Below are 13150 nucleotides of genomic sequence, written 5' to 3'. Positions count from 1 at the left end.
GACACCCCATGCCGTCCCGGTGCCGTCGCGATCGGCCGAGGTGGTCCAGAATGAGCGCATGTCCGTGCGCACCCCTGACCCGAATCCCGGCTGGCTCTCGGAGTTCGCCCTCGACGAGACCCGCGGCCGGGTCCCGATCCTGTACGTCGAGGCCGTCCCCGTACGGCTCGACCCGCACGGCCAGGTCGAGCACCTGGGCGTGCTGCTGCGCGGCTCCTCCACCACCGGGGAGCTGACCCGCACGATCGTGTCCGGGCGGGTGCTGCACGGTGAGTCGGTGCGCGACGCCCTGCTGCGCAACCTCGAGAAGGACCTCGGCCCGTCGGCCTTCCCCCAGCTGCCGCCGAGCCTGGTGCCCGTGACGGTGGCCGAGTACTTCCCCTTCCCCGGCGTGGCCCCGCTGGTCGACCCGCGGCAGCACGCCGTCGCACTGGTCTACGTGGTCCCCGTGAGCGGCGAGTGCGTGCCGCGGCAGGACGCACTGGAGCTGACCTGGCTCACCCCGTCGGAGGCGCTCGACCCCGAGGTCCTCGACGACTTCGAGGGCGGACGAGGATTGCTCGTCAAGCAGGCGCTGGCCCACCTCGGCGCCCTGGCGTGACCGAGGGCCACGGCTCGGCGGGACCGTGCGCCTGACGCGCGAGCGGCCCGATCCGTGGGTGATGCTCGTCGTCGGCGTGGTCGGTCAGATCGCCGGCACCGTCGCTGCCAGCGCACCCACCTTCCTCATCCCGTACCTGCACCTGCAGGAGGGTCTGCCCCTGGCGCGGGCCGGCGCCCTGGCATCAGCACCGCTGATCGGCACGATGCTGACGCTGGTGCTGTGGGGGGTGGTCGTCGACCGGTTCGGTGAACGGCTCGCGATGTCGGCGGGCCTCGCCGTGGCCGCCGTCGCGGTCCTGGCCTCCGCCACGACCGACGGCTACGTGGCCCTCGGGCTGTGGTGGGTGCTGCTCGGGGTCGGCGCCGCCAGCACCAACTCCGCCAGCGGCCGGCTGGTGGTCGGGTGGTTCGGCCCGGAGCGGCGCGGCACCGCGATGGGCATCCGCCAGACGGCCCTGCCCCTGGGCGTCGGGCTCTCCGCGGTGATCGTGCCACCGCTGGCCGCCGGTCCGGGACTGGTCACCGCACTGCTGGTCGTGGGGACCGTCGCCGCGGTGGCGACGGTGCTCTCGGCCCTGCTGGTCGTCGACCCGCCCCGGCCCGACCGTCAGGTCGCCCGGACCGACGGCCTCCTCGACAACCCCTACCGGCGGCGGCAGGGCCTGTGGCGCATCCATGCGGCGTCCGCCCTGCTGGTGGTGCCGCAGTACACGGTGTGGACGTTCATGCTGGTGTGGCTGATCGACACCCGCGGCTGGGCACCCGTCGCGGCCGGAGCCCTGGTGTTCAGTGCGCAGCTGCTCGGCGCGGCCGGCCGGATCGCCGCCGGCTGGTGGACCGACCGGGCGGGGAGCCGGCTACGGCCCATGCGCCTGGTGGCCGTCGGCGCCGTGGTCGTGATGGTGCTGCTCGGCGCGCTGGAGTCGACCTCGCTGGCCGTCACCGTGATCCTCGTGGCGAGCGTGGTCACCGTGGTCGACAACGGGATGGCCTTCACCGCGGTGGCCGAGATCGGCGGACCGTTCTGGTCCGGCCGCGCGATGGGCATGCAGAACACCGGGCAGTACCTGGCGGCCGCGGCCGTCCCGCCCGGCGTGGGCGCGATCATCGCCGGGCCGGGCTACGCGTGGGCCTTCGCGCTCGTGGCGGTCTTCCCCCTGCTCGCGGTGCCGCTCGTCCCTGTGCGCGCCGAGCGCCCCGTCGCCGACCGGTAGGTGAGCAACCCTTCCGACGGACCGGCGGTAGGTGGGCAACCGATCACCTCGTCCATACGGTTGCTCACCTACTGCCCGGACGATCCGACGAGGCGGGTCGAGCGTCGCCGCGCCGGGCAGATTACCTCCCGGTAACCTAGAGGGGGCGACACGCGGTTTGGCTTGCCTTACTCCTCAGGATGGAACCAGCCGGACTACTGTCACCATCACTGTCACGGTCGACCTGGAATGAGGCCCCCATGCAGCTCGTCGCGATCATCGTGTCGCTCGCAGTCACTGCCGTCGCGATCCCCCTGACGGTCATGGCCGTCCGGTCGATGCTGCAGATCATCCGAGCCGGCAAGCCGGCCCCGAACCGCATGGGCAACCCCGCCAGGCGCACGGCGACGATGTTCATCGAGACGTTCGGCCACACCCGGATGATCCAGAACCGGATCGTCGGCATCATGCACTGGTTCGTGTACGCCGCGTTCATCCTGCTCAGCACCGCCGTCCTGCAGGCGTACTTCCAGCTGTTCGACCCCGAGTTCGTCTGGCCGCTGATCGGCCACTTCTTCCTCTACGAATGGGCGGCCGAGGGCCTCGGACTGCTCAGCACGATCGGCATCATCTACCTGATCGCCGTCCGCCAGCGCCAGCACCCGCGCACCCAGGGCCGCAAGAGCCGGTTCTTCGGCTCCACCTTCTGGCAGGCCTACTTCGTCGAGGCGATGGCCCTGCTCGAGGGTGCGGCGATCCTGTTCGTGCGCGGCGCCGAGTACAACATCTACGTCGCCGACGGCGACCCCGACTACGCCAGCCGGTTCCACTTCCCGATCAGCGGCTACCTCGGCGACGCGATCTACCCCGACGACGTCGACCAGCTGAAGAACATCATCTTCTTCGTCGCGATGTTCAAGATCGTGCTCGCGATGGTGTGGCTCATCGTCATCGCCCGCAACCTCACGATGGGCATCGCCTGGCACCGCTTCACCGCGTGGCCGAACATCTGGTTCAAGCGGGAGTCCGACGGTGGCACCGCCCTCGGCGGCCTGGCCCCCCTGTACGTCAAGGGCGAGCCGCTGGATCTGGAGAAGCTCGAGGACCTCGAGGAGGAGGAGTTCTCCCAGCTCGGCGTCGGCAAGGTCGAGGACTTCAGCTGGAAGGGCATCCTGGACTTCACGACCTGCACCGAGTGCGGTCGCTGCCAGAGCCAGTGCCCCGCGTGGAACACCGAGAAGCCGCTCAGCCCCAAGCTGCTGATGATGGGCCTGCGCGACCACGCCTACGCCAAGATCCCGCTGCTCGACGCCGACCCCGACACCCTCACCGAGGCGCAGAAGGCCGAGCTCGAGCGGCCGCTGATCGGCGACGAGGACCTGTTCGGCGTCATCGACCCCGACGTCCTGTGGTCGTGCACCAACTGCGGTGCCTGCGTGCAGCAGTGCCCGGTCGACATCGAGCACGTCGACCACATCGACAACATGCGCCGGTACCAGGTGCTGGTCGAGAGCAACTTCCCGACCGAGCTCAACAACATCTTCAAGGGCCTGGAGCGCAAGGGGAACCCGTGGGGCATGAACCCGCGCGACCGCATCAAGTGGACCGAGGGACTGGACTTCGAGGTCAAGCAGGTCGGCGTCGACGTCGAGAGCCTCGACGAGGTCGACTGGCTGTTCTGGGTCGGCTGCGCCGGCGCGTTCGAGGACCGGGCCAAGAAGACCACCCAGGCCGTGGCCGAGCTGCTGGAGATGGCCGGCGTCAGCTTCGCCGTGCTGGGGGACGGCGAGACCTGCACCGGTGATCCCGCCCGTCGCGCCGGCAACGAGATCGTGTTCGCGCAACTGGCCATGCAGAACGCCGAGGTGTTCAAGGAGACGAAGGTCAAGAAGGTCGTCTCCACCTGCGCCCACTGCTTCAACACCCTCAAGAACGAGTACGCCGACTACGGCGTCGAGCTCGAGGTCGTCCACCACACGCAGCTGCTCAACCGCCTGGTGCGTGAGGGCAAGCTGACGCCGGTCGCCTCGACCGGGGCCGAGGTCGAGGGCAAGAAGATCACCTACCACGACCCGTGCTTCCTCGGTCGTCACAACCAGGTCTACGAGGCACCCCGCGAGCTGCTGAACGTGATCCCGGGAGCCACCTTCACCGAGATGCCCCGCAACAGCGAGCGGTCCTTCTGCTGCGGCGCCGGCGGCGCCCGCATGTGGATGGAGGAGAACATCGGCTCGCGGATCAACGTCAACCGCACCGAGGAAGCCGTGGCCACCGGTGCCGACCAGATCGCCGTCGGCTGCCCCTTCTGCCGGGTCATGCTCTCCGACGGACTCACCCTCAAGCAGTCCGAGGGTGCCGCCCGCGAGGAGGTCGAGGTGCTCGACGTCGCGCAGATGCTGCTGACGGCCGTCAAGCGGGTGCCCGCGATGGCCGGAGCCGGCGCCGCCGGTGCGACCGAGGCCGAGCCCGACACCGCGGACCGTGCCGACGACGCGACCATCAGCGACGCCGAGGAAGCCGCACCCCTGGCCGACGCGCACTCCGCCGAGGGACGCGCCGACGCCGAGGCCGTGGCCGGCCAGAGCACCGAGGAGCTCGACTCCCCCGCCGACGAGGGCACCGAGGCCGACCACGAGGCCGCAGCGGCGCACAACGTCGACGTCGACGACAAGGGCGCGGCCCACGGCACGCCCGACGCGCCGGCCGACACCACCGCTCCTGCCACGGACGACGAGCCCGAGCCGGAACCGGCGCCCGAGCCCGGCGACACCACCGAGCCCGAGACCGAGTCCGTCCCGGCGGCCGACGACGCGCCGGAGGCCCCGGCCGAGGAGTCCACCCCGGAGCCGGACGCCGACGAGCCGGTGGAGGGCGACGCCCGTGAGGAGGAGGCCGAGGAGGTCACCGACTCCGCGGCCGATGCGCCGGCCGATGCCAGCGAGAAGGAGAAGGCAGCCTGGGCGAACGTGGGTCCGGTCAACACCGACCTCACGCCGGACGCTCCGGCTCCCGCCGCGACGGAGGCGGAGCCCGAGTCTGAGCCGGCGCCCGAGCCGGCCGAGGACTCCGCCGACGACTCCGCCGACGAACCGACCGACGAGGACGACGAACCCGCGACGGAGTCGTCGGGCGAGATCGTCGACGTCGCCGACGCGCCCGGCCCCGACCCCGTCGACGAGGACGTGGCCGAGCTCTCGGACGCCAACCCCAGCGGTGCCGACCTGAGCTCGTCGGCCACCGGTGCGGTGCCCGACGAGGACTCCGAGGCCCCCGAGAAGCCGTCCGGATCGGGGTGAGGCCGGCCCGGGCGACGTAACCCGGGTCACACCGTCTCGTTGGACTCCTCACCGAGACATCCGTCCCCGACGGGACGGTGAGGAGCACCATGCGTCGAGACACCCCGCGTCGATCACCCCTGCGTCCGTCGGCCGCTGCCCTCCTGCTGGGGGTCGCGCTCGTCGCGCCGTCCCTCGTGGCGGCGCCGGCCGCGGCAGACACGCCCGGGCACACCGTGCAGACCCTGCACTTCTCCGTGACGGTCGGCCCCACCGACGCGGAGACCTGTTCGGTGATCGGCGACCTGTACCTGCCCGACGGCGCGAGTGCCGCGGACCCGGTGCCGGCGATCCTCACGACCAACGGCTTCGGCGGGTCCAAGGACGACCAGGCCGGCCTGGGAGGCGCGTTCGCCGACCGGGGCTACGCCGTGCTGTCGTACTCCGGCCTCGGCTTCGGCGGGTCCGGCTGCAAGATCCACCTCGACGACCGCGACTACGACGGCAAGGCCGCCTCCCAGCTGGTGAGTTACCTGGGCGGCGCCAACGGCATCGCCTTCACCGACGAGGACCGGACGGTGCCGGCCCCGGTGCTCGACGTCGTGACGCTGGACGCCCCGGGCGACCCGCGGCTGGGCATGGTGGGCGGCTCCTACGGCGGTGCGGTCCAGTACGCGGCCGCGTCGATCGATCCGCGCATCGACACGATCGTCCCCCTCATCACCTGGAACGACCTGTCGTACTCGCTCGCGCCCAACAACACCTCCCAGACCAGCGGCGTCAGCACGTCGACGTCCGGCGTCTCCAAGCTGGTGTGGGCCCTGGGCTTCGCCGGGCTCGGCGTCGTCACCGGCGCCCAGAACGCCCCCGTCGACCCGCAGCGCCTCGTCGGCTGCCCGAACTTCGCGAACTTCGTGTGCGGCTCGCTCGTGGCCGCCGGCCTCACCGGCACGGCCGACCCGGCGACCACCCGCGAGCTGCGTCGACGGTCCGTCTCGGACTACGTCGCGGGCGTGAAGGTCCCCACCCTGCTGATCCAGGGCGAGGCCGACACGCTGTTCAACCTCAACGAGGCGATCGCCACCTACCGGGCGCTGGAGGCCCAGGGCACGGAGACCAAGATGATCTGGTCGCAGTTCGGCCACTCCGGCCCGGCCGCTCCCGGCGAGCTCGACCTCGCATCACCCGACCCGGACGCGCAGTACATCACCGGCCGGGTCGTCGACTGGTTCGAGCACCACCTCAAGGACGAAGCCGTCAGCACCGGACCGGAGTTCGCCTACTTCCGCGACTGGGTCTCGTACACCGGCAACGCCGAGCCCGCGTTCGGCACCTCGGCCACCTTCCCCGTCGGCACCGACCGGACCTTCTACCTGTCGGGCACCGCACTGAGTCCGTCGCCGGCGAAGCTGAAGAAGGCCTCCTCCTGGTTCTTCACCACGGCGGCGGGCCTGCCGACCTCGCTGGACCCCCTCGACGTGATCGGCGAGTTCGCGCCGTTGCCCGAGGTCGACCTGCCCGGGACCTTCACGACCTTCACCACCGCGCCGCTGACCGACGACCTGGACGTCGTGGGGTCGCCGACCCTCGACCTGACGGTCCAGGCCCCCGGAGCCGGTCTCGGCAACCTGCTCGGGGCGACCGGCAACCTGGTCATGTTCGTGAAGCTGTCGGAGGTCGGCCCCGACGGCGAGGCACGGTTGATCCGCAACCTCGTCGCGCCGGTGCGCGTGGCCGACCCCCGCAAGCCGTTCCGGGTCACGCTCCCCGCGATCGCCCACCGGTTCGACGCCGGCAGCCGGCTACGGCTCACCGTCGCCGGCGGCTCGGTCAACTACCGCGGCGGGATCGTGCCGACGCAGGTGTTCATCCGCACCGGCTCGCCCGACCAGGCCCTCACCCTCCCGGTGGTCGACTGAACGCGCACCCCGACCCAGAAGTGCTCCCAAATCAACCCATTCTCGACGCGAAACGGTTGATTTGGGAGCACTTCTGGGTTGGGGTCAGGGGCGGGCGCCGCGGAAGGTGATGCAGCGCTCGGCGGCACCTGCGCCGCCTGCGAGCGCGGCCCGGGGGTCCTGCTGCTGCGTCCAGGCTGCGAGGAAGCCGGCCGTGAAGGCGTCGCCGGCTCCGGTCGTGTCGAGCACGTCGACCCGGGGCGCGACCACCTGCTCGCGCACGCCGTCACCCACCAGGACGGCGCCCATCGATCCCATCGTCACCACGACGTGCGGGTACGACGCGGCGAGCCGGTCGAAGTCGACGAACGGCCCGGACGACCCGATGAGGAACCGTGCCTCGTCGGCGTTGGGCACGACCAGGTCGACCCCCTCGGTCCACCCCAGGAACGCCTCCGCGCCGCACTCGCGGAGGAACCCCAGGGAGCTCGGGTCGACACTGGTGCCGACGCCACGCGACCGCGCCTGCGCCACCAGGTCGAGGGCCACCGGTCGGGTGTCGGGATCGAAGAAGGTGTAGCCGGTCAGGTGCAGCCACGTGACGTCGTCCCACACGTCGTCGGGCACGTCGTCGCCACTGAGGGTCGCGTTCGCGGCGCGGTCGACGAACATCGTGCGGTCGGCGTCGGCGTCCAGCGTCAGCACGATCGTGGCCGTCGGCAGCACCGGGTCGACCGCGATCCGGGCGTCGACACCCAGGTCGGCCAGTGCTGCTCCGTGCCGAGCCGGACCGTCGACCCCGGCCCTGCCCACGAAGCGGGTGTCGACACCCAGGAAGCCCAGCCAGGCCGCGGTGTTGGCGGCCGACCCGCCCGGCGTCATGCGGATCTCGGCCCGGGTGTCGCTGCGCGGGTTGACCGGCTCCAGCGGACGCACCCCGACGTCGTCGACCACATCGCCGACGACCAGGATCACGCGACCTCCGCCCACGCCCGGGCGATGCGGGCGGCCACGGCGATGTTGTTGCGGGCGATGTCGAGGTTGACCCGCAGGCTCTCACCGTCGGTCAGCTCCACGATTCGCTGGAGCAGGAACGGGGTGACCTCCTTGCCCGAGAGCCCGGCCGCGGACGCCTCCTGCAGGGCCTGGTCCAGCGCGGCGTCGTGGACCTGCGGGTCCAGCTGACGCTCGACCGGCAGGGGGTTGGCCACCACGATGCCCGACGACTGGCCCAGCGCGTCCCGACTGCCCATCACGGCCGCGACCCCGAACGCGTCGTGGACGCTCCAGTCGAGCGCATGACCGGAGGCGGTGAGCCAGAAGCTCGGGAAGTCGTCGGTGCCGTAGCCCAGGACGATCACGCCGAGGGTCTCCAGCCGCTCCAGCGTGGCCGCGATGTCGAGGATCGACTTGACCCCGGCCGAGACGACCGTGATCGGCACCTGCCCCAGCACGGTGAGGTCGGCCGACTCGTCGAAGGTCTCGGCCGCGCCCCGGTGGACCCCGCCGAGCCCGCCCGTCGCGAAGACCCGGATGCCCGCCCGGTCGGCGATCCACGAGGTCGCGGCGACCGTGGTGGCACCGCTGCCGCCCCGAGCGAGCGCCACCGGCAGGTCGCGCACGCTGAGCTTCGGCACGTCCTCGGCGGCGATCCGCTGCAGCTCGGCATCGGTCAGCCCGGCCTTCAGCTCACCGTCGAGGACCGCGACGGTCGCCGGGGTGACCTCGGCGTCCCTCAGGATCTGCTCGAACTCCCGGGCGGCCTCGAGGTTGCCCGGCCGCGGGAGGCCGTGCGAGATGATCGTCGACTCCAGCGCCACCACCGGACGGCCCGCGGCGAGGGCCTCGGCGACCTCCGGTGACGTGGCCAGGGGCAGCGGTGGCACGGCTCAGATCTCGGTGCGGTGGAAGTTCGCGTGGCTGCGGGACGCGGTGGGTCCGCGCTGTCCCTGGTACCGCGACCCGTACACCGACGACCCGTAGGGGTTGAGCGCCGGCGAGGTGAGGCGGAAGAAGCACAGCTGACCGATCTTCATGCCGGGGTACAGCTTGATCGGCAGGGTCGCGACGTTCGCGAGCTCCAGCGTCACGTGGCCGGAGAACCCCGGGTCGATGAACCCGGCGGTCGAGTGCGTCATCAGACCGAGTCGGCCCAACGAGCTCTTGCCCTCCAGCCGGGCGGCGACGTCGTCGGGCAGACCGACCAGCTCGTAGGTCGAGCCGAGCACGAACTCGCCCGGGTGCAGCACGAAGGCGTCCTCGCCGGTCACGTCGACCATGCGGGTCAGGTCGGGCTGGTCCTCGGCGGGGTCGATGTGCGGGTACTTGTGGTTGTCGAAGATCCGGAAGTACCGGTCGAGCCGCACGTCGATGCTGGACGGCTGGATCATGCTGCGGTCCAGGGGGTCGAGACGGACCCGCTCGGCATCGATCTCGGCGAGGATGTCGCGGTCGGAGAGAAGCACGACAGCAACCTAGCCGATGGGTTCGCGCGGCCGTCTGCTCCACGCGAGGCCGGCCGCCACGACCACGGCCACCGCGGTGAGGACCAGCCACGAGGTCAGGTAGGGGCGGTTGAGGATCGAGTCGTTGTCGGACCGGCCACCCTGCCCCGACAGCACGGCGACGGCCGTCATCGAGACCGTCGCCCAGACGCAGAACACCGTCGCCACGGCCGGACGGGCGTACCCCGGGAGCACCCGGACCGCCACGACGCCGAGCAGCACCACGAGGGGCGCGAGGATCGCGTCGTGCAGCGCGACACCCCCCACCAGCCACAGCCCCAGCGAGGTGAACTGCTCACCGCTGAAGTCCCGGGTGAGCCACACACCCCAGGCCCCGACCGCCACGCCGGCCGCGCCCAGGACCCAGCGAAAAGCGGTCACGTCCGCACCTCCAGGCGCTGGACCCACTTGGTCTGCAGGACCCCCGGCCGGTTCGGCGCGATGATCCGGCACGGGAACCCGTGGTCGTGGCTGAGCTCCTCGCCGTTGATGCGCAGGGCCAGCAGGGTGCGGTGGTCGGCCACGAACTGGCCGGGAAGCTCCGAAGTACCGAACGCACCACGGGTCTGCAGCGACGTGACGGCGACCGCCGCGTCGGGGTCGCCTCCGACCATCGCCACCAGGTCGCGCACCGCCACGCCGGTCCACTCCGCGTCGCGGCTCCAGCCCTCGACGCACGCCATCGGCAGCACGTGGGTGCGCTGCGGCAACGCCTCCAGCTCGGCCCGGGTGAGCGACACGGACCGTGAGCCGCGGACGAGCTCCAGGACGAAGTCCGGCGACGGCGCCGTCTCCAGCACCCCCGCGGCGCGTGCGGTGCGGTTGACCGACAGGCCCTGCGGCCCGTCGCTCGTGCGGGGGGCGAACAGCGAGACCCGCCGCAGGCCCGGGACGGCCTGCCCGGCGACCAGCACCCCGGCCACCACCGCGGAGATCCCGGCCGCCCGCACCACGGTCCGGCGTGAGGGCCCGTCCTCGTCGCGGTCGTCGGGGTCCGCCGGGTCGTCCTCGGGGTCGCCGGGCTCGCCCTCGGCGGAGTAGGCGGCGCGGATGGTCGGCAGCTTCACGGCCAGGTGCACCAGCAGCGCCCCGATCAGGACCCAGGCCATCGCCTCGTGGGTGCGCCGGAAGCTGAAGTCCCACGGGTACCACTGGGCGATGTTCAGCAGGCCGGACGCCACCATGAAGATCGACGCCGCGACCAGCACGGCGATCGACGCCCGCTCCAGCAGGTGGACCAGGGCGGAGCCGGCGGGACGCAGCGGCGGTCGGATGAACAGCCGCGGGAACGCCGACCATAGCTTGACCAGCAGCAACGGGATCGACGCGACGCCGGTGATGATGTGCAGGCCCTGCGTGATCCGGTAGAGGTACACCGGGTCGGGACCGATCGGCGCCCACGCCGGCGGGTCGTACTGCAGGTGGCTCCACACCCCGGTCAGGAAGCAGATCCCGAACGTGATGCCCAGGGCCGTACCGACCCGGGCGGTGGTGCGCGGACCGCGGGCGCGGCTGGTGAAGTCGTCGGGCGCGGGCAGGAGCCGCTCGACATCCGCGACCGTGGGGAGCCTCACGACCGGCCTCCCGGTGAGGGCGCGGCCAGGGTGACGGCGTGCCGACCGGCGAGGCTCTGCACCGTCTCGACGACCAGCCCGACCTCGGCGGCGAGGTCGGACATCGCGTCCAGGCCGACGACGGCCCACGCGAACGGTTCGGAGAGCCGGTCGCCGACGCGCAGTCGGCGGCTGTCACGCACGATGCCGACACCGGGCCCCGCCACCTCGGCGATGACGCGACCGTCCGGGGTCATCAGCTCCCGCAGCCGGCCCAGCAGGCTGACCGGGTCACCACCGATGCCGACGTTGCCGTCGGCGAGAAGGGCGAACTGCCAGCGGCCCTCACCCGGCAGGTTCGAGAAGACGTCGCGCCGCAGGGCGACGGCACCGCGCTCGCGCGTCTGCCGGACGGCCTCGGCCGAGACGTCGATGCCCAGCGACGGGATGCCCCGGTCGACCAGCGCGCCGACCAGTCGTCCCGGGCCGCAGCCCACGTCGAGCGTGGGTCCGGTGCAGGGCGTGACGAAGAAGGCCCGGTCGGCGGCGTCGGGGTCGGCGGCCCAGTGCGCCACCGCCATCGGGAGGTCGCCCCCCAAGGAGTCGACCATCGAGCTCGGGGTGCCGCGGAACGCCTGGTCGAACGCCGAGACGGAGTCGAAGTCCGTGGGGTCGAAGTCCGCGAAGCCGGCGGAGTCCAGCGCGGCCCGGCTCATGCCGACACCCCCCGGCCCACGGCCAGACGCCCGACGACCCGGCCGGTCCGGGACCCGGGAATACCGGCCGCCACGGCGAGCGCGTCGTCCCATCCGTCGATGTCGCGCAGCTCCCGCAACCGGTCGGGACTCCCGCCGAGCGCCAGCTCGGTGAGCCGTCCGGTGTCGCCGGTCGACATCGGGACCTCGGTCAGCACCGATGCCCGTCGGGCGTCGGGCAGGCCGAGCAGCCACCAGCCGCCGTCGTCGGCGGGCCCGATGACGGCGCGGCCGGCGGCGACGGACGTCCCTGCCGCGCGGTAGTCGTCGGCCGTCACCTGCGGGGTGTCCATGCCCACCTGCACGACGCCGTGCCCGCGATCGGCGGCCCGGTGCGCGGCGGCCAGGCGTTCGCCCAGTCCGTCTCCGACCTGGGCGACGACCTCGGTGTGCTCCAGTGCCGCATCGACGGCGTCGCCGTCGAACGCGTCGGCGAGGTCGCCCGCGAGCGCCACCACCACGGGCCAGCCGACCGACTGCGCGACGTCGAGGGTGTCGAGCAGCGCCGCCGCCGCCACCTCGGCCGCCGCGACCGGCCCGATGGTCCTGGCCAGACGGGTCTTGGCGTAGCCGGCCACGGGGGCCTTCGCCACGACCAGCAGGGTCGGGGCGGTCGTCGCTCCACGCTCGCTCATCGCAGCACCCCCGCGAAGTCCCGCACGACTCGCGCGGTGCCTCGCAACGACCCGGACACCTTCGAGCGGGTGCCCACGGCCCGGGGCCCGTAGGCCACGTCCAGCTCACGGACGGTCCATCCCGCGCGCGACGCTCGCAGCATCAGCTCGAGCGGGTAGCCGAAACGGCGGTCCTGCACCCCCAGGGCCAGCAGGTCGTCGCGCCGGCACACCCGCATGGGCGCCAGGTCGTGGATGCCGAACGAGGACCGCCGGCGGATCCACGTCGCCAGCACCCAGGTGCCGAGCCGGGCGTGCCACGGCCAGACGCCGCTGCGGATCGGGCGGCGGCGCCCGATCGCCATGGTGGCGTCCCCGCTCCGCACGACCTCCAGCATCGGCACGAGGTCCGCCAGCTGCATCGTGGCGTCGCCGTCGATGACCGCCACGTGCTCAGCCGTCGCCGCCAGCATCCCCGTGTGCACCGCAGCCCCGTACCCGGCCAGCGGCTCCTCAACCACCGTGGCCCCGAGGGCACGCGCCACGTCGGCCGTCCCGTCGGTCGAACCGTTGTCGACGACCACCACGCGCCAGCCCTCCGGGACGTCCCGCAGGACGATCGGGAGGGCGGCTGCCTCGTCACGACAGGGGACGACGACGTCGCAGACGGCAGGGGACATGGGTCTGACGCTAGGGCCGCGGGTCGTCTCGCGCCATCGCAGCCGCGTGACCGACCCGTGACGTCGGCGTTCGAG

At 72.3% G+C, this 13150-nt stretch carries 12 protein-coding genes; 4 read left to right on the top strand and 8 right to left on the bottom strand.

The genetic code is table 11. The annotated features are described in order from the left end of the window. Positions 1-58: 58 nt before the first annotated feature. The 4 genes from HMPREF0063_RS14805 (at position 59) to HMPREF0063_RS14790 (ending at position 6990) form a co-directional block, all read left to right on the top strand. The gene (locus HMPREF0063_RS14805) at positions 59-601 is read left to right on the top strand and encodes an NUDIX hydrolase family protein (protein WP_007079513.1); all 543 of its coding nucleotides are present in this window, start codon (positions 59-61) and stop codon (positions 599-601) included. Between the two features lie 25 nt (positions 602-626). Next, complete coding sequence (locus HMPREF0063_RS14800) at positions 627-1817, top strand: MFS transporter (protein WP_040320330.1); 1191 nt, start codon at positions 627-629, stop codon at positions 1815-1817. Positions 1818-2056: 239 nt separating this feature from the next. Further along, positions 2057-5092, top strand: coding sequence for a heterodisulfide reductase-related iron-sulfur binding cluster (locus HMPREF0063_RS14795; protein WP_007079511.1), 3036 nt, complete (start codon positions 2057-2059; stop codon positions 5090-5092). An 89-nt stretch (positions 5093-5181) separates the two neighbouring features. Continuing rightward, positions 5182-6990, top strand: a complete 1809-nt coding sequence (locus HMPREF0063_RS14790; RefSeq protein ID WP_007079510.1) for a CocE/NonD family hydrolase — start codon at positions 5182-5184, stop codon at positions 6988-6990. Between the two features lie 84 nt (positions 6991-7074). Here HMPREF0063_RS14790 and HMPREF0063_RS14785 read toward each other — a convergent pair whose 3' ends face one another. Genes HMPREF0063_RS14785 through HMPREF0063_RS14750 form a run of 8 tightly spaced genes read right to left on the bottom strand, consistent with a single transcriptional unit; the run spans position 7075 to position 13075 of the window. Beyond that, complete coding sequence (locus HMPREF0063_RS14785; protein ID WP_007079509.1) at positions 7075-7944, bottom strand: carbohydrate kinase family protein; 870 nt, start codon at positions 7942-7944, stop codon at positions 7075-7077. Further along, complete coding sequence (locus HMPREF0063_RS14780) at positions 7941-8855, bottom strand: pseudouridine-5'-phosphate glycosidase (RefSeq protein WP_007079508.1); 915 nt, start codon at positions 8853-8855, stop codon at positions 7941-7943. The genes HMPREF0063_RS14785 and HMPREF0063_RS14780 overlap by 4 nt, the downstream gene beginning before the upstream one ends. Before the next feature lie 3 nt (positions 8856-8858). Then, entirely contained in the window at positions 8859-9434 is a 576-nt protein-coding gene (dcd, locus tag HMPREF0063_RS14775; RefSeq protein WP_007079507.1) for a dCTP deaminase, read from the bottom strand. Between the two features lie 9 nt (positions 9435-9443). After that, positions 9444-9854: a hypothetical protein gene (locus HMPREF0063_RS14770; protein ID WP_007079506.1), complete on the bottom strand. Its 411-nt coding sequence runs from the start codon at positions 9852-9854 to the stop codon at positions 9444-9446. Continuing rightward, entirely contained in the window at positions 9851-11047 is a 1197-nt protein-coding gene (locus HMPREF0063_RS14765; RefSeq protein WP_007079505.1) for a molybdopterin-dependent oxidoreductase, read from the bottom strand. Before HMPREF0063_RS14765 ends, HMPREF0063_RS14770 begins: the two co-directional genes overlap by 4 nt. Continuing rightward, positions 11044-11742 carry a methyltransferase domain-containing protein gene (locus tag HMPREF0063_RS14760; RefSeq protein WP_007079504.1) on the bottom strand — a complete coding sequence of 233 codons (699 nt, stop codon included), beginning with the start codon at positions 11740-11742 and terminating at the stop codon, positions 11044-11046. Before HMPREF0063_RS14760 ends, HMPREF0063_RS14765 begins: the two co-directional genes overlap by 4 nt. Continuing rightward, a complete protein-coding gene (locus tag HMPREF0063_RS14755; RefSeq protein WP_007079503.1) occupies positions 11739-12416 on the bottom strand; it encodes a TIGR04282 family arsenosugar biosynthesis glycosyltransferase in 678 nt (225 codons plus the stop codon). The genes HMPREF0063_RS14760 and HMPREF0063_RS14755 overlap by 4 nt, the downstream gene beginning before the upstream one ends. Then, positions 12413-13075, bottom strand: coding sequence for a glycosyltransferase family 2 protein (locus tag HMPREF0063_RS14750; RefSeq protein WP_007079502.1), 663 nt, complete (start codon positions 13073-13075; stop codon positions 12413-12415). The genes HMPREF0063_RS14755 and HMPREF0063_RS14750 overlap by 4 nt, the downstream gene beginning before the upstream one ends. Between the last annotated feature and the right edge of the window lie 75 nt (positions 13076-13150).

The sequence above is a fragment of the Aeromicrobium marinum DSM 15272 genome, from assembly GCF_000160775.2.
In the GTDB taxonomy this organism is placed as follows: domain Bacteria; phylum Actinomycetota; class Actinomycetes; order Propionibacteriales; family Nocardioidaceae; genus Aeromicrobium; species Aeromicrobium marinum.
This window is presented reverse-complemented; position numbering and strand designations above follow the sequence as displayed.